This window comes from Yersinia thracica (assembly GCF_902170565.1).
Classification (GTDB): Bacteria; Pseudomonadota; Gammaproteobacteria; order Enterobacterales; family Enterobacteriaceae; genus Yersinia; species Yersinia thracica.
Map to the genome: position 1 here is coordinate 27,494 of NZ_CABHXX010000027.1, position 19,029 is coordinate 46,522.

Genomic DNA, 19,029 nt, shown 5'->3' on the forward strand with positions numbered 1-19,029 from the left:
CAGTCCTCCTTGTCACTCCGACATCACGACTTATCTAACGAATTTAGCGAGCTAAAAACTCCGTTATTCCCGATCTGATAGCCAAGGTAGTGGTTTCCAGCGGCCCAAAACATGCTCGTCACAAATTTCCTGTTTGGTGGTGACATAATCTGAAGCTTGGGTGGTTAGGCCCTCAGGGATACAGGCCCTGATACTGATATTTTCAGCGATATCATGCTCAGATTCGGTCACGATAGCGGGAGGTAACTGCTGCACTTCGAGGGAGCTGAGAGTCTGGCTTAGTGTCTTCAGTAAACTGCCAGATTTATCCCCTATCTGAGGTTGCGCTGTTGGCTCTGAGGTTGTTTTCTCTTTTGAAATCGGCGTGGTCGGGTCAGGTCTAATTCTCCCCCCGGTTGTATTTTTATCAATCGGTTTGCTATTGATTGTCACATTTTCACCAATGTTTTCCGGCATGGTGATAAACACTGGTGGCTGACCTAAGCCGGTATTCCCGCTAACCGCAATGTCAGTTATCAACGCATCATCGTCGAGGAAAACACCGTGGTTATTACCTGAATTACCGTTTATTACGCCACCGTTAACGATGCCATCCACATGTACTCCATGGCCATTGTTAGAAGCATCCCCCTCAATGGTGGTATTACCGTTATTGGTTATCGAGCCGTTGATCTCCACACCATGCCCATGGGTAGAGTTACCTTTTATAGCAATGTTTTCGAGGGTGTTATTGCCGTCCAACTGCACCCCGGTGCCGGTCTCACCGGTGGCGTTGCCGGTGACATTAAGTGGATCATTCTCCCCACCGCCAGTGAGCGCGACATTCGGGGCCACATCCACCCCGCTGCCGTTGGCGGTGTCGCCGTGCACCGCACTGCCATGATTGCCGGTCAGATCACCCGCGATCTCCACCCCTTTGCCGTCAGGGCTGTTGCCGTTCAGCGTGGCGTTATCCAGTTGGCTATCGTCATCAATTTTGATGCCAGAACCCGTATCTGAGGTGCCATTGACCGTGCCGCCCGCAATCGTGCCATCCAGTTCAACGCCCTCTCCCGTATCCGCCTTGCCGCCAATTGTGGTATTGCCCTTGTTGGTCAGCAGGCCATCAATATCCACCCCGGTACCGCCAGTGGCATTACCGGTTAAGGTTGTGTTATCGAGGATGTGATTACCGCCCAACTGCACGCCAGTGCCTTGATCCCCCGTGGCATTGCCAGCCACCGTCAGCAAATTACCTATTCCTGCCCCCGTGAGGTTGGCATTTTTGACCACATCAACACCCATTCCGTTGACCGTGTCACCCTGTACGGAACTGCCGTTCCTGCCAATCACGTCTGCGGTGATAAAAATCCCTTTACCCTCGCTGCTATTACCATTGAGGGTGCTGTTATCTAGCGTCGTTTCCCCACCGACTTTAACCCCACTACCATTAGTGGATATCCCATTGATAATGCTGCCATTAATCGCACCATCCAACCGCACGCCACTACCGCTAGCCACCTGACCGGTCAGTGTGGTGGCTCCATTGCTCGTCAGCGGGCCGGTAATATTGATACCAATACCATCGGTGGCGCTACCATTTAAGGTTGTGTTAACAAGGGTGTTATTGCCCTCTAACTGAATACCCGCGCCTTTATCGCCAGTTGCATTACCGTTGATAACTAACAGATCGTCCGAGCTGCCCCCCGTGAGAATGACATTTCTATCGATATGCACACCAATGCCATTGACCACCTCACCCTGTACTGAGCTGCCGTGGCTGCCGGACAGGTTTCCAACGATTTCTATCCCCTTGCCATCGTTGCTATTGCCGACCAGCGCGGCATTGTTAAGCACAGTGCTGCCATCAACGCTCACCCCGCTCCCCGTCGCTGAGATGCCATTTATGCGACTATCGTCAAGCACGCCATTCATCACTTTCACACCGATGCCGCTGGTCGCAGTCCCATTCACCACACTGGCACTCAGCAGGCCATTAACCTGCACACCAATACCGGTGCCGGACGCGGTGCCATTCAATCGCGTATGACCTTGGTTGGTAAGTGGGCCAGTGATATCCAGTGCAACACCATCTACAGCCGAGCCATTTAAGCTGGTATTACTTAAATCGTTGTTGCCATTGAGTTTTATTCCAGTACTGAAATCACTTATCGCCACGCCATTTAACGTCAGTAAATCCGCTTCACTGGTGCCAGTAACATTTAAATTCTCACCAATATCAATGCCATAACCGATACCATCGGTGGTGCCATTAATAAAACTCTGATGAACACCTTTTATATCACCGGTAACTTCCACCCCGTTGCCATTAGTACTGCTGCCATTGAGCGAGGCATTATCCAGCATCACATGGGTGACAATACTGGAACCCGGTAGTGAATCAACTTTGATGCCGCTGCTATTAATTGATCTCCCGGTCAGTGCAGTATCAGTGATGTTGGCATTACCGCTAATGCGCAGAGCTTCGGCATTGATTGAACTGCCAGTGACATTAATACGATTAATTTGATGTTCTGCACTGAAGAGGTGAACACCAGTGCCATCGGTACTGGTACCTTCAATAGTGACCCGGCCGCTAGCGTTATTAACCACGCCGGAAATAGCCACTCCGCTGCCAGTAACACTGCTACCTTTAATTAGCGTGTCACCGTCACCATTTAATACGACTGTTTTATTACTGGTAGGGAAATTAATGCCGACGCCGTTGGTGGCGCGCCCCTCCATTATTAGAGAACCATTATTATTAATCGTTAATTTTTTGGGGCTGGTATAGATTATGCCATTGCCACCCGCGGTAGTTTGTACGCCTTTATTTTCACCGAGAAGAGATAATTGGCTACCCTTGGCAATATTGAGTGTATTAGCACCACTAAATTCAATCCCTTTACGGGTCGCACCGGTGCCCTCTGTCTCGCCTTTAAAGGCGATATTCCCTTCAACCGACAAGGTACTATTGGCTCTAAAAATAAGTGCCGCACCCTGCGTAGTATTCAGTGCTTTGCCGACAAATGACCCATTACTAGCCACTATGGCATTATTACCACCAAAGCTTAAGGTGCCACTTTTGCCAGCCATTAATGGAGTCACCGACTCAGAATAAACAGCAACATTACCTAGCGTGGCATTAAGATTAATGTTATTAAAATAAACATTACCTGACCCATAAGAAGACCCATCAATATTAATGTTTTTATTAGCTGATGTCAGATTAACATTATCCAAATCAATAGATGTTCCTTGAACAGCTCCGTTACCATTCTTCCCTGTAATAGTAATATTCCCCTGCGCAATAATATTATTACGGGAGTCATCCGAAGAACCTTTAATATAAATCCCTTCAGATGAAACAAGCGACGCGCCATTCAATGTAATATCTTTTTGGGCATTTAATGTGCTATTAGCCTTAATATAAATTCCTTTGTTATTGGTTGCACTTACATTAGCGTTAATACCACCTATTGTTGCTGTGATATTAGTGCTGTCCAATATCAACCCATCACCACCATTAGTAGTAGAGATAAAGTCAATCTCATTTGCTGTAAGATTGACATTGGCAAACGCCAGACTTTTTGAACCATTATTATTTACTGTAAAATTTCCATTTTTAGTTTCAATATTAGCACCAGCAATACCAACACCTCCACCTGTGATATTGTCATAATTATTGGCTATTAATGATATATCTTTCCCCGCAGTAACATTGATTCTATTAGATGAGTCCCCAAGAATTGTTATTGCCTCCACAGACTGTACTGAAGTATTGGCAAACAATGCTATATTCTGGCCTGCGGCCATTCCACTCTTACCTTTCAAATAGAATGCTTTGTTATTGGGAGCACTTAAATTGGTTTTAATATCATTTTTAGCCGTAAGAACTGTATTAGTCATCACCAAGGCATCATTAGCACTAATATTACCATTCAATAAGATATTATTGGCACTAATGTTGACATTATTGATAGAGCTACCTTTGATACCACTGATATTTAAATTAAAGTCCCCCTGCGCATTTATATTGACAAAATCGGCAGCAACAGTGCTACCGGTTTCTGTTCCGTTATTAACCGCCACCATCGATATATTACCGCCAGCCGTTATATTAACCAGAACACTACTGGCGTTACCGCCTATCTTTATTGCGTCAGCACCCGCAACAGTAGCGTTACTGGTCACGCCTTTCAAATTGATATTGCCACTGGCGCTTACATTGGTCTCATCTGAAAACCAAAGCCCTTTAGCTGTGGTAGTGGCATTAGCATTAATATCGCCAGCAGTGGCCGTAAGATTACTATTTCTGGATAAGAAACCATTAACCCCGGAGACATTAATATTAAAGTTAACATTATTGCCACTGACATTTGAATCCAGGATCCCCAGCCCATAATTAGACTGAGTGAGAATTTCACCATTGATGTCAAATGAAATATTTCCTGACTTAGAAGAAACACTCCCATTAGTAAATTCTACGCCTCCTGACACACCACCATTGGCATTGGCCTGGAATATAATATCTTTATCACTGGTAATGGTTGCATTAGTGAATGTTCCCATCAACGAACGGTTAGAATTAGATTTCATAATAAATGACATATTACCCGAACCGGTTAGGACTGAATCCTCAGATATATCAATACCACGCCACCCTCGCTCATTAACATTACTACTTTCACCCGTTATACGCGTTTCACCCGCCACGGAAAAATTAGCCGAGTTAATGATATTCACCCCTATTAGAGATGCAACTCCAGTATTGCCTTCCAGAGTGAGGTTACCGACCTCATATTGCCCGCCCGCAATAATAATACGCGTCGCACTGTTATCATCGGCATGTTTTGCCAGGAAATCCCCTTTATTTAATAAAACATTGCTACTATTTAATGTAATAACAGAGTCTGCGGTGGAATTGCCCGCTAATAAATTAAGATTCAACCTCCCAGCATTGGACGAAATATTATTGGTAACGATAATATTACCGTCAGCATGCAAGGTTAGCGTAGCATCGCCTCCGGCGGTTTTATTGATATCCGCATTTACCGTAATATTGCACCAGCGGCAGTTGGTTAAACGGCTATTACTGGTGGTTATCGTCACATTAGTGCCACGATCGAGTTGAGTATTGATACTGCTATTCAGTATTTGTGCAACATTGGCGGTTGGCGTGAAAACCTGTGCATTTTTCATATATCCAGTAGGGATATCCCCCGTCTGAACCGCAGCCCCGCTCTCAGCACCACTGCCAACAATATTTACCTCGGCCGGATCGAGCAACCAACTGCCCTTGCTTCCGACCATCGCACTCGTATCAACCTGACCAAAAGCTTGTAAATTGCGCTTACTGGATGTTTCTACCTGCCCACCATTACCTGACTGTAACCCACCACGGGCATCAATATCGCCATAGAAGCCAGTGTAATGTTCAGACCACAACACCGCAGTGCCACCCGCCCCTGACTGTGAGGAGGAAACATTAATCTTCGCGCCTTTATCCATCACAACTGCACGAGCATTTTTTATCAGTTTGTTTTTGCCTTGCCAGCCACCGCCGACCAGCACTTTGCCACCGCCAGTGGCTCCATGTGCATCAATTTTGCTCGCGGCAACCAAATGAATATTTTCACCTTGCAGGATAACATTCCCGCCACGGCCCTGCGGGCTACTGACATCGATGATTCCCTGCTGGCGCACCACCCCATTACTGCCGCCATTGAGATAAATAACGCCATTCTTTTCAGATAAACCCTGCGCCTGCAAAATACCGGTATTATCAATCACAGTATTCATCAACATCTCTTTACCACGAGCAGTCAGTTGGATAACTCCGCCGTCAGCCTGAATCAACCCCCCGTTTTTTAGCAAAGTGCTGACCTGCTCACCTTGAATTTGCACTCCGAGCAAGCTGCCGTGATCCAAATAAAGGGTGACGCGACTTCCGCTCGCTAATGCCACTTTCCCTTGCGGCGCGTTAATAACACCAGACGCCTGATTATCCACCTGCTGACCAATTAGCGCGATATAGCCGCCCGAAGTGGTACGCAGATTGGCCTGATTAATCACTTGGCCTTCATGGCCACGGCTGGTCAGCGTATAGCATCCGCTAATAAAATCTTGATTAGACATAGATTTAGTACTGGCGACTAAACCGCCGACATTAACTTGTGCGCCTTTACCAAATAGAATGCCATTTGGATTAAGTAAAAAGACCTGACCATTGGCTTTTAAGTTGCCATATATTTGCGATGCATCGCGGCCCAACACTCGGTTCAGCGCGATACTCTGCGGCCCCGGCTGGTTATAAATAACACTGTTCCCCTGCGCAATATCAAAACTGCCCCAATTGATCCCCAGCTTGTCGCTTTGCTGAGTCACGGTAAGGGTATTGTTATTAACATCCAACACGCCTTGACCAATAACAACCTTGCCGTTAACCGGCAGTGAGGAATGAGCAAATACCAGTAGAGGCAAGGTACCGAGCGCTAATCCTGTCAATATAGCCAGATAACTTAATATTCCGACCTTCGTATTATTATCATTAATTAATTTTCCTCCAAGAAACGAAAACGACCGCCCATAAGCTCGAGTCAATTCTCCGACAGCAACCAAACATCCCAACCGACGACAAAAAACAAGTTTGTATAATTTACTGTTCATTATTCGCGTCCATTAAATCTGACAAATATGCCGATAAGCGCTAAAACATCTTATAAGCGCTAAGCCAAAATTGGTCGTTATCCGGTTGAGGGGTTACAGCCTGGCCGGTACGATGTGCCCAGGCCAGATTCAAAGAATAATCTGCCGTACGGGAGAGAGTGATATAGGCACCAATGCCAGACAGGTTGATATTATTCCCTGTCAGGCCCTCGACAGGCTGGCGATAATAAGACCCCCATCCTTGATCAAAGAATGCCGCAAAGGTGATTTGATTTCCCGCTTCAGCCCAAGCAGGGAGAGAAGGTTGCCAGTAGGCACGTAATTCGGTGGTGAAAATAGTACCTTTATCCACCGCCCCTTCACCAATACCATAAGCGCGAACCGCCAGTGGCCCACCGAACAATAGCTTTTGTGAGCTATCAAGATTCTTACTGGCCATCTGGCCGGTAAATTGATTGAAGAAAGAAAAATTAGGGCCAAAACCCTGATCATGACCGACACGATAATTAAAACGGGCAAAAGTACCGCTAATATTGGTCAAAGAATTTATGCTCTGACTGAATTCATCATCCAGTGATAGATGGCCTGCCGTGGTCAGTAAATTAAAATTGCTGAGCCCACGAGAGGCGGTAAACCGACCATTAATACCCAACTCGCCAGCATCTAAATTGCGTTTTTGTTCCGGTAGCATTATCAATGAATCTCGCATTCTGCCCTGATAATAACCGGTATTCACATCAATTCTGGCTGCTGAATTACGGATCCACGGATGGCGTAAATCCATACCCCAAGTATTAGAATTACCGCTAGCATCCAATATAGCGAAAGGCCCCTTAAGCGTATAATCCAGGTGGCTATAATTAAACGCGGCACGGGTACCATAAGTATTAATGGGGAAATTGTAGTCCAACAGGCCATTGAATACATCCGCCGAACTGGATAAAATTAAATCTGCGCGTAATTGATCCCCCCAACCCGTCATATTATTCAACGTACCGCCCACTAATAACCGATTGTGACCGGAATAATCATTACCCTGATTATCGGCACCGATATATCCCATCGCATTTTGGCTGGGAGTAATATCAGCATAAATTCTCGTCATTCCAGATTGGGTTCCAGGTTTCAATGCTAAAGCAGCATCAACTCCGGGTATTTCATTAAGAATAAATGCGGCGCGCTCAAGGCGAGATAATTCAACCGGAGAAGCGGCGCAATTTTTATTGCCCCAAAAAACCACTTTTTTACTGCAACTATTACTTTCAATCACTGCAACAACAAAGTCAGTATTCAACCGGCTCTGATTATTGACTTCCGGTTTATCTAATCTGCCAGCAACAACACGCACTATAACAATACCGTCATGAACAGTTTGTGGGGGTAATATTGCCTGAGCAGCAACCCATCCTTGTCGTCGATAAAAGCGAGTTACCGCCAATGTCATAGCCTGTAAATCAGAAAATGTTAATGACCGGCCTAACCAAGGGGCAACCACAGCTTGCAAAGTTTTATTACGCCCATCCAAATCAGTGCTGCCCGAAGACAATAACCCTGTATCACCCTCAAAACGGACTTCACGTAGCTCAATATGATTCGCTGTAGCCGTACTGCCTGAGGGCGGTGGCGGAGCCAATGGCGGGAGGGCGATATCTGCTTCACGTGGGGCCAGCAGTGACTCTATGGTCGATTGCCGAATTTCATTGCCGATAGCACCAGCATTAGGCACATTTCTTACTTGAGGAGCCGAGACTACGCATAAGCTAAAAAATAATTGTGAACAAAATAAGAGGAGAAAGAATACTTTTCTACATTTTAATTGGTACCATAAATCTGCTTGACAATAAAAATATCGCATACAAATACACCCATTTTAAATAGGAATGTGCCAACCGAAACAATAATAGCCATCATTATTCAATACTGACCCGTATGGTTAGTAACTTTTAAGTTGATAATTAAAAAACCTTACTCGCCAACATTTAAATCAACAAAACCAGAATAAATAATAAGTTCATCACCAAAAACCAATTTACTCTTTGTTGTTTCAGACTAATAGGCCAAACATATTTATCACAAACAGTTATTTGCGTTAGATATTCTTTTATCCAAATGAAATAATAATTAGTTCATACTTTATATTATGTGTAAATATAATATTCTTATATTAATTACCGCAAAACGACATAATGCACTGAAAAACATGAAGCATAAAAAATATTTCCCGATATTTTGCAAAAAAACAAATCAGCTTAATATAATGATATTTTATTATAAATAACATTAACTATAATAAATCGTGATAAAAATTGATTTCATTTTAATAAATGAGTGATAAACATCAAATTAAATTGTCATTTTAAAAAATAAAACCCCGCATTATTATGCAGGGTCATTATATTTAGATATCATTAATCTATCGTATTGACTCGAGCAATTTCATTACCCATTCTGCCGAATGCGGGCAATAAACTCATCAACACTATTAATATGTGGTGCGGCCAATATCAAAGTACGTCCCAAACTCAAAACTTGGCGTTGGCATGCCCTGCGCATCTCATCATCAACAATACTATCAAGATCAGCCACATGGGCCAGTCCAATGGTGCGGCGGATCAATTCACTGCCACAATACCCCACAGCATCTAGCCAAACCTGCTGTAAAAACAGTTGTGCATAACCTGCGGTTGCCAGTGTTGAGTCTTGGGTTTTTTCCTCACTTAAGGCCAGAAAACGGCTGGCGAAGGTATTCCACAGAAGATGAATATCTTTCAACCGCTGTTCACGGGCAGCCGCCGCATCACGCGGGCCAGCTAATCCCGGCAAACCACAATAATTAAGCAGTAAATTACCCAGTGCGGTACCGACATCAAAACCTACTGGGCCATAGAAACCAAACTCGGCATCGATGGCTTTCAGCCGACCCTCAGCAACAAAAATGGAGCCGCTGTGAATATCGCCATGCAACAATGCCTCGGCTTTGCTCAGGAAACGGTGCTTTAGCGAAGCCACGGCTAACTTGAGTGCATTATCCTGACGTAAAACCAACACATCCGCCAATAGCGCCGGATCGAAATTATTACGCTCATGGTCAATATAGGGGTCAGTAAAGAATAAATCTTCGGTAATTTGGCACAATTCCGGGTTGGTATAGCGGCTCACTGCGGCCTTTTTAGCTTGAGCCGACTGATAAAAATCGGAGGTATGAAATAGGGTTTGCGCTAAATACTCAGCCAATTGCCCCGCAGCCTGTGGATAATATTTTCCCTTAACCAATTCACTGCGCCAGATTTGGTGGTCAGATAAATCTTCCTGCACCATCACCGCCAGTTCTGCATCGTGGTGCAGGACATTAACCGTATGTTGTGGGCAGAATTGGCGGTGTGTCAGCAAGGTTTCAGCTTCAATTCTGGCGCGATCCAAGGTCAGCGGCCAGGATTCCCCCACACAACGCACATAAGGCAGTGCCTGTTTCACAATCACTCGGCTAATTCCGGTAGCATCGCGAATTTTAAACACCAGATTGAGATTCCCATCGCCAATTTCATCCGCTGACACCAAAGCCTGTGGATCGGCCACCTGACCAAATTGGCGAGCATATTCAACGGCATCCGTAGCAGTAAATGTATGGTAGCGCGACATCTTCAACCCCATTATTCTTTATCAGATTCTAATTCACTCACCGCTAACCATTTGCTTAGCCGTGAAATTATTCCCTGCTCGAGCAAAAAAATCCGTATTTAAGCGTAAAACCATATAGACGTCTATACTTCCGAAATATATGTTGGCAGAATAAGAAACCAGATGCAATAACGCAACATGGATTTAACTGACAATGCAGACGCTTAACAGTTTTGATTTACAGACCACCAGCTTAAAAATTAGAGATAATCAGCTTTGGATACTTGACCAACAGGCTTTGCCACAGCGCCAGGAATGGCTGTCCGCCGATACCGTGGAATTACTGATTGAGCATATTCAAGCGCTGCGAGTGCGTGGTGCACCATTGATCGGCTTATCAGCCAGCTTACTGTTGGCTTTGTTGGCCGATCGCGGTTTACCGCAAGCTCAGCTTGAGCAGGCGCTGATCGCATTGCGGGAATCACGCCCAACGGCGGTCAATCTAATGAATAATCTGGCGCGGATGCAGCAGGCGTTATTGCAAGCCAATTGGGTTGAAGCCATGGCTCACGAGGCACGGCGTCTGGTCGAAGAAGACCGCGAGTTATGTGAACGCATTGCCCAGCATGGCGCACAATTAGTCAAACCCGGCAGTCACTTACTCACCCACTGTAACACCGGCGGCCTCGCCACGGCGGGTATTGGCACGGCTATCGGCGTATTACTGCGCGCCCATCAGCAAGGCAAAATCCGCCAGGTGTGGGTCGATGAAACCCGACCTTTGCTGCAGGGTGGCCGCTTAACCGCCTGGGAACTGGGCGAGTTGGGTATTCCATATCAATTAATTTGTGATTCGATGGCGGCCAGTCTGATGGCTCAGGGCAAAGTAGATGCTATCTGGGTTGGCGCTGATCGCATTGCTGCCAACGGTGATGTCGCGAATAAAATTGGCACCTATAGTTTGGCGGTATTGGCGCATTATCACCGAATTCCATTCTATGTGGCGGCTCCGCATACCACTCATGATCCGGACTGCCCGAATGGTGCAGCAATCCCCATTGAGCAACGTGATGCCAGCGAAGTCAAAGGCGTGTCTGGGGGGTTTGGTCATTGCCAATGGGCACCAGAGAATGCACCGGTGTACAACCCCGCATTTGATGTCACCCCAGCCGCATTAATCAGCGGCTGGGTATTAGACAGCGGCGTCATCACGCCAGAGCAAGTCGCAGCGGGCTTCTTCCAGCCGAAGAATTAGCATGGTAAGAAAATTTTGTCCCCAAACTCATTGGAGCCGCAGGAAGGCAGCAAGCGAAAACATCCCGATGAGCTTACATTAGTAAGTGATTCGGGTAAGTGAGCGTAGCTAACACCCCTGCGGCTTCAAGGACGACGGGGATTAATCCAGGCGCGGATACGAGTCAGCTATCTTATCGCCGGTAAAACGCGCTATCCAACCCTCAGGATTATCAAATACTCGAATAGCAGTGAAATTCGGTGCTGACCCCATATCAAACCAATGGCGAGTATCTGCTGGCACTGATAGCAAATCATTCTTCTCACACAAAATTTGATAAATTTTGCCATTCAGATGCAAACAAAATAACCCGCTCCCCTCGACGAAGAAACGCACTTCATCTTCACCGTGAGTATGTTCTGATAAAAATTTCTCGCGCAATACTTCGCGCTGCTCATTATCAGGGCGCATGCTGATCACATCCCAACTCTGATAGCCTTTTTCCGCCACCAGCCGGTCAATTTCATGCTGATAAGCGGCAATCACCGCTCCCGGTTGTGGGTTTTCGCCCAGTTCGCGATCCGCCTGCCAGCGCTCAAACCTTACGCCAATAGCGGTCAATTGCTGTTGAATTTCCTCAGCATTGCGGCTTTGCCACAGCGGCTGTTCTGGCTGTTCATCACTAAAAATGGTTAATCCGCTCATGCTGTAAAACCCTCTATATCTATCTCATCAAAACGGCTGACTTGGGGATGACGGCTTTCGCTGTCGGGAAGATCTCGAATTAACTGACAAGTTTGCCATCCGGCAAGCTGTGCGGCGTCCAATTCCTGGCGAATATCAGATAAAAACAGCAATGCTTGCGGGGCAATGGCCAACTGATTGGCAATATTCTGGTAAGCGCTCACTTCGCGCTTCGCCCCAACATGGGTGTCAAAATAACCACTGAATAATGGCTGTAAATCCCCCGCATCACTGTAACCAAACAATAATCTCTGCGCAGCAACTGAGCCGGATGAATAAACATACAGTTTCAGCCCTTGCTGCTGCCAGTCCGCCAGTTGCGGGGCAACATCTGAATACAAGTGACCGCGAAAATCCCCTTGCAGATAACCGCTGCGCCAAATGATGCCCTGAATGGCTTTTAGTGCGGTGGATTTGCGGTCTTCATCCATAAAACCATGCAATGTGGTGGTCAGCGTTTCAATATCCGCATCCGGCTGTTCAATCTCGTGCCGCAAACGGGTCAATGCGGCGGCAACCTCTTCATCCTGTTGATGTTCTTGTAAAAAAGGTGTCAGCCGCTCACGGGCATAGGGGAACAGCACTTGGTGGACAAAACGGATGTCAGTGGTGGTGCCTTCAATGTCGGTCACTATGGCCTGAATCATTTTTCCTCCGTTTTATAATTTGTGTCCAACAAGCGGCGTTGCAGTTCACACTGGAACAAAAACTCCAACCCTTCCAAATGACGGCGGGCTTCAGACACGCTATTGCCCCAGCAATACAAACCGTGCCCGCGCACCAAAAAACCGTAACGCAATGGATGATTATCCGCCAGCGCAGCAACCCTCTGTGCCAACGCCGGAATATCCTGATCATTATCAAAAATAGGGATAGCCACGCTGTCCAGATGGCTGCGCTGCCCCGCGAGAGATTTCTGCATCTCATAGCCTTGCAATACCAACTCATGGCTGCGCTCGACCCGTGATAGCACCGTAGCATTCACCGAGTGAGTATGTAAGACCGCATTGATTTCCGGATACAGGCGATAAAGTAAAGTATGCAGGCCGGTTTCCGCCGACGGGGTACGCCCGCCAGGGACATGGTTCGTCGCCGTCTCCACCAGCAAAAAATCATCGGCGGTCAAACTCCCTTTATCTTTGCCCGACTCTGTCACCAAACATTGGGCTGAATCCAATCGCAGGGACATATTGCCGCCAGTCGCCGGGCACCAGCCTTTCTCACCAATCCAGTGGCAGGCGGCTAACAGCGCGCCAAGTTGTACATTTTCGGTCATTGTATATCCCTGTAGTGGTATTGGCTGTAGTGGTATTGGCTGTAGTGGTATTGGCTGAGGTGGTATTGGCTGAGGTGATGTTGGTATCAGAACATATTGCCATGGCAACCGGCCTGACGATTACCCTTAGCACAAATTTATCTATACTTAGCCAATTAAGTCATTTAGCCGTTTAAACATCCAAACGTCTTGATTGCCAAATATTAACATCGTGATATATTTACGGCAACATACAGCGCCCGGAGTATTCACCTGCCATGAGCTCTTTATCTTTTATTCCAGACAGTAAATTACCCGCACAGGGCACCACAATTTTTACGCAAATGAGTGCGTTAGCGCAAAAGCATCAAGCTATTAACCTGTCGCAGGGCTTCCCGGATTTCGATGGCCCAGATTATTTAAAGCAACGATTAGCCTACCATGTGAGTCAGGGCGCTAACCAATATGCGCCGATGACCGGCGTGGCTCCGCTGCGCACGGCTATCGCGGCGAAAACAGCTAAAATCTACGGCTGGCAGCCCGATGCCGACAGCGAAGTCACTGTCACCACCGGTGCCAGTGAGGCCTTATTTGCGGCCATTACTGCGCTGGTGCGCCCTGGCGACGAAGTGATTTGCTTTGATCCCAGCTATGACAGTTATGCTCCAGTGGTTAAATTGGCTGGCGGCATCCTCAAGCGCATTGCGCTCAAACCTCCGGCATTCGCCACCGACTGGGCGGAGTTTGCCGACCTAATTTCTGAACGCACCCGGCTGGTGATTGTGAATACGCCGCATAATCCATCGGCGACGGTTTGGTGCGCAGAAGATTTTGAGCAACTGTGGCAAGTGATTGCTGAGCGCAATATTTATGTCCTCAGTGATGAAGTTTATGAACATATCTGTTTCAGCCCAGCGGGCCATGCCAGCGTATTGGCACACCCACAATTACGCCAGCGGGCCATTGCGGTTTCCTCTTTTGGCAAAACTTTTCATATGACCGGTTGGAAAGCGGGCTATTGCATCGCACCCGCCGCGATCAGTGCAGAAGTGCGCAAGATTCATCAATATTTGACATTTTCAGTCTGTACTCCAGTACAGTTTGCACTGGCTGACATGTTGAATAGCGAGCCGGAGCACTGGCAACAATTGCCGGAATTCTATCGCGCTCGCCGCGATCGCTTCGTCAATGCGCTCTCCACCAGCCGTTTCAAAATTCTGCCCAGTGAAGGAACCTACTTCCTGCTGGCCGATTACAGTGCTATTTCAGATCTCGACGATGTTGATTTCTGCAAATGGCTGACCGAGCACGTGGGTGTGGCCGCGATACCTTTATCCGTATTCTGCGCAGGCCCCTTCCCCCATAAACTGATCCGGCTGTGCTTCGCCAAACAGGATGCCACGCTGGACGCCGCCGCGGAGCGATTGTGTCAACTTTAAAACTGACTTTGCTGCAACAGCCGCTGGTGTGGCTGGATGCAGCGGCGAATCTGCGTCACTTTGAGATGCTGCTGGAATCCATACAGCAGCGTGATGTCATCGTGCTGCCAGAAATGTTTACCACAGGTTTTGCGATGAATGCGGCGGAAAATGCCCTGCCAGAAGCTGAGGTTATCGGCTGGCTGCGCTCTTGGTCGGCGCGTACCTATGCCCTGATTGGCGGCAGTGTGGCGCTAAAAACAGCCAACGGCGCCGTTAACCGTTTTCTGTTGGCGCAGCCGGATGGGAAAATCCATCACTATGACAAGCGCCACTTATTCCGCATGGCCGGTGAGCACCATCACTATCTGGCGGGGGGCGAGCGCAAAATTGTCGAGTGGCGCGGCTGGCGAATTCTGCCGCAAGTTTGTTATGACCTGCGCTTTCCACTGTGGTCACGCAATCAGCAAGATTATGATTTAGCACTGTATGTGGCTAACTGGCCAGCGGCGCGCGCCAAACATTGGCAAACCTTGCTGGCGGCGCGGGCGATAGAAAATCAAGCTTATGTCGCGGGTTGCAATAGGGTCGGTGATGATGACAATGGCCATTATTATCAGGGTGATAGTGTCATTTTAGATGCCCAAGGTGAGATTCTGACCCAAGCAGAAGCGGGGCAAGCGGCGCAACTGGATGCTGAATTATCTTTGGAAACGTTGCTGAGTTACCGAAAAACATTCCCGGCGTGGCGCGATGCTGACGATTTTTTATTGTTATAAAGATTAGCTGCAACTGCGCTTAACCCTGCTGGATTGGCGCAGTGCTTGCTGCCACAATGTCCTTACCAAATATTCATCAGCTAAAAATAATAACTTGGTTTATCCCACTTATTTATCTAATACTGTCTCTCTTCTCAATTTCGAATAATTCCTCATGATACAAAAAACTGAAAAAACGGGGCTGAGTCCGGCCTTGATCGCGCTAATGTCGGTCGCCACCGGACTGGCCGTTGCCAGCAACTATTATGCCCAGCCATTGCTGGAAACTATCGCGCAAGCCTTTAATCTTTCCGTCAATCAGGCCGGTTTTATCGTGACCGCCGCCCAACTGGGCTATGCGGTGGGGCTAATGTTCCTGGTGCCGCTGGGGGATATGTTTGAACGGCGCGGGCTGATTGTCAGCATGACCCTGTTGGCGGCGGGTGGGATGTTGATTACCGCCATGTCGCAAAATCTCACCATGATGATTGTCGGCACCGCCCTCACCGGCTTGTTCTCTGTGGTAGCACAATTACTGGTGCCATTAGCCGCCACACTGGCTGCACCCGAAAAACGCGGCAAAGTCGTCGGCATTATCATGAGCGGCCTGTTGCTGGGTATTTTACTGGCACGAACCGTGGCGGGCGCATTGGCCTCGATTGGCGGTTGGCGCACCATTTATTGGGTTGCCAGTATCTTGATGATAATTATGGCGTTGATTTTATGGCGCTATCTGCCGCGCTATAAGTATCATAGTGGCCTGAATTATGGTCAGTTGCTCAGCTCAATATTTTCTTTATTTATCCACACTCCGGTACTGCGCACCCGCGCCTTGCTTGGCGCACTGTCATTTGCCAACTTCAGCGTCTTGTGGACCTCAATGGCTTTCCTACTGGCTTCGCCGCCTTTTGGTTATTCAGAGGCCACTATCGGGTTGTTTGGTTTAGTCGGAGCGGCGGGGGCATTAATGGCCACCAGAGCAGGCCAATTGGCAGATAAAGGAAAAGCCCGCATCACCACCAGCGTCGGCTTGGTATTATTGTTATTGTCATGGATACCCATAGCCTTGGGGCAACATTCAATCATCGCGCTGATTATCGGGATTATCGTGTTAGACCTGGCCGTTCAAGGGGTGCATGTCACCAACCAGAGTGTGATCTACCGCATGATGCCGGAAGCCAGAAATCGCTTAACTGCGGGATATATGACCACTTATTTTATTGGTGGGGCTTTAGGTTCACTGATTTCCGCCGCCGCCTATCAACATGCGGGCTGGTATGGTGTCGCCACCGCCGGGTTAGTGCTGTGTGTCTTGAATATTGCCACCTGGTTAGCCGGTAAAAGATTTGATCCCCCGGCCAATCAACCTGTGGAGTGACCTTAATTAGTTAGCTAACTAATAATCAATTGAGATATAAAATTGGGTTATAGGGTATTAAGAAAATTACTACTCTGGTAATGTGACTTAACTTTTACCCTGTAATCTCAATTATTGATAGCCAACTCTATGCCAAGCCAAATCACCGACGCCCCCTCGACGGATCAGTCAACAGCTACATTCACTGAAGGAATAACCGATAGCCTCCCCATTGTTATTGGTTATTTACCCGTGGCTTTCGCCTTTGGTTTGAGTTCAGTAAAACTTGGCTTCACCCCGTGGGAAGGTATTTTCTTTTCTTGCATCATTTATGCCGGAGCCAGCCAATTCGTCATCACCGCCCTGCTCAGTGCCGGGATGTCATTGTGGGTTTCCGCATTAACTGTAATGGCAATGGATATCCGCCATATCTTGTACGGCCCCGCACTGAAACACCGCATTGTGGCAAAATTATCCGGTAAAAAAACCGCCCTGTGGGCCTTTGGCCTGACGGATGAAGTGTTTGCCGCCGCCACCACCAAATTAATGAAAGACCAACGGCGCTGGAGTGAAAATTGGATGCTCGGCATCGCGTTCACCTCTTGGTTGTCTTGGGTGGCGGGCACCGCCATCGGCGCGATGTTTGGTAATGGCCCGCTGGAAAATTATCCGGCCATTGAAGCTTCTCTTTCCTTTATGTTGCCAGCGCTGTTTCTTAGTTTCCTATTAGCGTCATTTAAACACCAATACAGCCTCACGGTTATGGCCTCTTTGACCGGCGCATTGCTCGGTGTGTTGTTGTTCTCTATTCCAGTGGCTATTTTGGCCGGAATTGGCGGCGGATGTCTGGCGGCCTTACTCCAACCCGCGCCAGAAGCGGCCGTAGAATATGGCGAGAGTGATAAACAGGAGCAGAAACCGTGAATATGGATGTACTGATTATTGGCCTGGTGGTGGGAACGGTAAATTATCTGTTTCGCTATTTGCCGTTGCGCCTGGGGCCAGCACGCAAACAAGCGGGTCTGCAACGCGGTAAAGTGTCACTGTTGCTCGACAGCATCGGGATCGCCTCGATTTGTGCATTGTTGGTGGTATCCAGTACGCCGGAAATTATGCATAACCCACAGAAATTAGTTCCTACACTTATTGGTTTTTTGGTTATCTGCGGATGCTTTTATAAAACTAACAGTATTATCTTTGCCACCTTACTGGGGGCAATCAGCTACGGTCTGACATTTAAGTTACTGATGGTTTTAGCGTAACAATTTGCCTGATTTCTTAACTGAAACATAATATCCTTACAATCAATAAGACTAATGATTCACACACAGTGACTGAATAACACTAATTGCTAAATTTTTCTCTTATTAACCCGTTTACATTATTAGTCACTACCGTTACTGTACCACTTGAAATTAATGAGGCTCCTTATAATGGAAAGTTCCTTTAGTCCCATAGAACAGATGCTTAATTCTCGTGCCAAACGCCAGAAAGATTTCCCTTATCAAGAAATCCTACTGACGCGATTATGTATGCATATGCACAGTAAATTGTTGGAAAACCGCAACAAAATGCTGAAAGCGCAAGGAATTAACGAAACCCTGTTTATGGCGCTAATTACGCTGGAAGCACAAGCGAGCCACAGTATTCAGCCGTCAGAATTAAGTGCTGCATTGGGGTCTTCACGTACCAATGCCACCCGCATTGCTGACGAGTTGGAAAAGAAAGGCTGGATTGAACGCCGTGAAAGCCACAATGACCGCCGTTGTTTGCATTTGCATCTCACCGAAGCGGGCGTTGAGTTTTTAAATCAATTACTGCCCCCACAACATAAGTGTCTGCATTTTCTTTGGTCAACACTCGACGCCGACGAGCAGCAACAGCTTGAAACGCTGACGCGCAAGTTACTGACGCGTTTAGACCAAATGGAAATATCGGAACAGTAATTCCAATATATCTACACCCTAAATAATTCGAGTTGCAGGAAGGCGGCAGCG

The 19,029-nt window shown here is 47.3% G+C and carries 14 protein-coding genes; 8 read left to right on the plus strand and 6 right to left on the minus strand.

Translation table 11 applies throughout. The features are described from left to right. Positions 1-63: 63 nt before the first annotated feature. The 3 genes from FTA91_RS03370 to mtnK all read right to left on the minus strand — a co-directional run bounded on the left by FTA91_RS03370 (position 64) and on the right by mtnK (position 10,287). Positions 64-6,648, minus strand: a complete 6,585-nt coding sequence (locus FTA91_RS03370) for a two-partner secretion domain-containing protein (protein ID WP_145582952.1) — start codon at positions 6,646-6,648, stop codon at positions 64-66. Between the two features lie 40 nt (positions 6,649-6,688). Beyond that, positions 6,689-8,503 (minus strand): ShlB/FhaC/HecB family hemolysin secretion/activation protein, encoded by a 1,815-nt coding sequence (locus tag FTA91_RS03375; protein ID WP_145582954.1) that lies wholly within the window; start codon positions 8,501-8,503, stop codon positions 6,689-6,691. A gap of 584 nt (positions 8,504-9,087) precedes the next feature. Next, entirely contained in the window at positions 9,088-10,287 is a 1,200-nt protein-coding gene (mtnK, locus tag FTA91_RS03380) for an S-methyl-5-thioribose kinase (RefSeq protein ID WP_050113185.1), read from the minus strand. 193 nt (positions 10,288-10,480) lie between these two features. On the opposite strand from mtnK, the gene mtnA reads away from it, so the two are divergent. Beyond that, complete coding sequence (gene mtnA / locus FTA91_RS03385) at positions 10,481-11,521, plus strand: S-methyl-5-thioribose-1-phosphate isomerase (protein WP_050113183.1); 1,041 nt, start codon at positions 10,481-10,483, stop codon at positions 11,519-11,521. A gap of 141 nt (positions 11,522-11,662) precedes the next feature. Here the strand turns inward: mtnA and FTA91_RS03390 are convergent, their stop codons facing one another. From FTA91_RS03390 to FTA91_RS03400, 3 genes are read right to left on the minus strand one after another with little or no spacing between them, the layout of a single operon-like run. Then, entirely contained in the window at positions 11,663-12,205 is a 543-nt protein-coding gene (locus FTA91_RS03390) for a 1,2-dihydroxy-3-keto-5-methylthiopentene dioxygenase (RefSeq protein WP_050113181.1), read from the minus strand. Continuing rightward, the gene (gene mtnC, locus FTA91_RS03395) at positions 12,202-12,891 is read right to left on the minus strand and encodes an acireductone synthase (RefSeq protein WP_050113179.1); all 690 of its coding nucleotides are present in this window, start codon (positions 12,889-12,891) and stop codon (positions 12,202-12,204) included. Before mtnC ends, FTA91_RS03390 begins: the two co-directional genes overlap by 4 nt. Continuing rightward, positions 12,888-13,520 (minus strand): methylthioribulose 1-phosphate dehydratase, encoded by a 633-nt coding sequence (locus FTA91_RS03400; protein WP_050113177.1) that lies wholly within the window; start codon positions 13,518-13,520, stop codon positions 12,888-12,890. The genes mtnC and FTA91_RS03400 overlap by 4 nt, the downstream gene beginning before the upstream one ends. A gap of 14 nt (positions 13,521-13,534) precedes the next feature. Here FTA91_RS03400 and FTA91_RS20025 point away from each other — a divergent pair, with 14 nt between their 5' ends. The 7 genes from FTA91_RS20025 (at position 13,535) to mprA (ending at position 18,978) form a co-directional block, all read left to right on the plus strand. Then, positions 13,535-13,696: a hypothetical protein gene (locus FTA91_RS20025; RefSeq protein ID WP_186377339.1), complete on the plus strand. Its 162-nt coding sequence runs from the start codon at positions 13,535-13,537 to the stop codon at positions 13,694-13,696. An 81-nt stretch (positions 13,697-13,777) separates the two neighbouring features. Then, positions 13,778-14,938 (plus strand): pyridoxal phosphate-dependent aminotransferase, encoded by a 1,161-nt coding sequence (locus FTA91_RS03405; RefSeq protein WP_145582955.1) that lies wholly within the window; start codon positions 13,778-13,780, stop codon positions 14,936-14,938. Then, positions 14,926-15,696: an amidohydrolase gene (locus FTA91_RS03410; RefSeq protein WP_050113174.1), complete on the plus strand. Its 771-nt coding sequence runs from the start codon at positions 14,926-14,928 to the stop codon at positions 15,694-15,696. Before FTA91_RS03405 ends, FTA91_RS03410 begins: the two co-directional genes overlap by 13 nt. Positions 15,697-15,853: 157 nt before the next feature. Then, entirely contained in the window at positions 15,854-17,053 is a 1,200-nt protein-coding gene (locus tag FTA91_RS03415; protein WP_408065629.1) for an MFS transporter, read from the plus strand. Positions 17,054-17,182: 129 nt separating this feature from the next. Beyond that, positions 17,183-17,956, plus strand: coding sequence for an AzlC family ABC transporter permease (locus FTA91_RS03420; protein WP_050113171.1), 774 nt, complete (start codon positions 17,183-17,185; stop codon positions 17,954-17,956). Then, complete coding sequence (ygaH, locus tag FTA91_RS03425; RefSeq protein WP_050113169.1) at positions 17,953-18,294, plus strand: L-valine transporter subunit YgaH; 342 nt, start codon at positions 17,953-17,955, stop codon at positions 18,292-18,294. Before FTA91_RS03420 ends, ygaH begins: the two co-directional genes overlap by 4 nt. Positions 18,295-18,465: 171 nt before the next feature. Next, positions 18,466-18,978: a transcriptional repressor MprA gene (gene mprA, locus FTA91_RS03430; protein WP_050113168.1), complete on the plus strand. Its 513-nt coding sequence runs from the start codon at positions 18,466-18,468 to the stop codon at positions 18,976-18,978. The last annotated feature ends 51 nt before the right edge of the window (positions 18,979-19,029 follow it).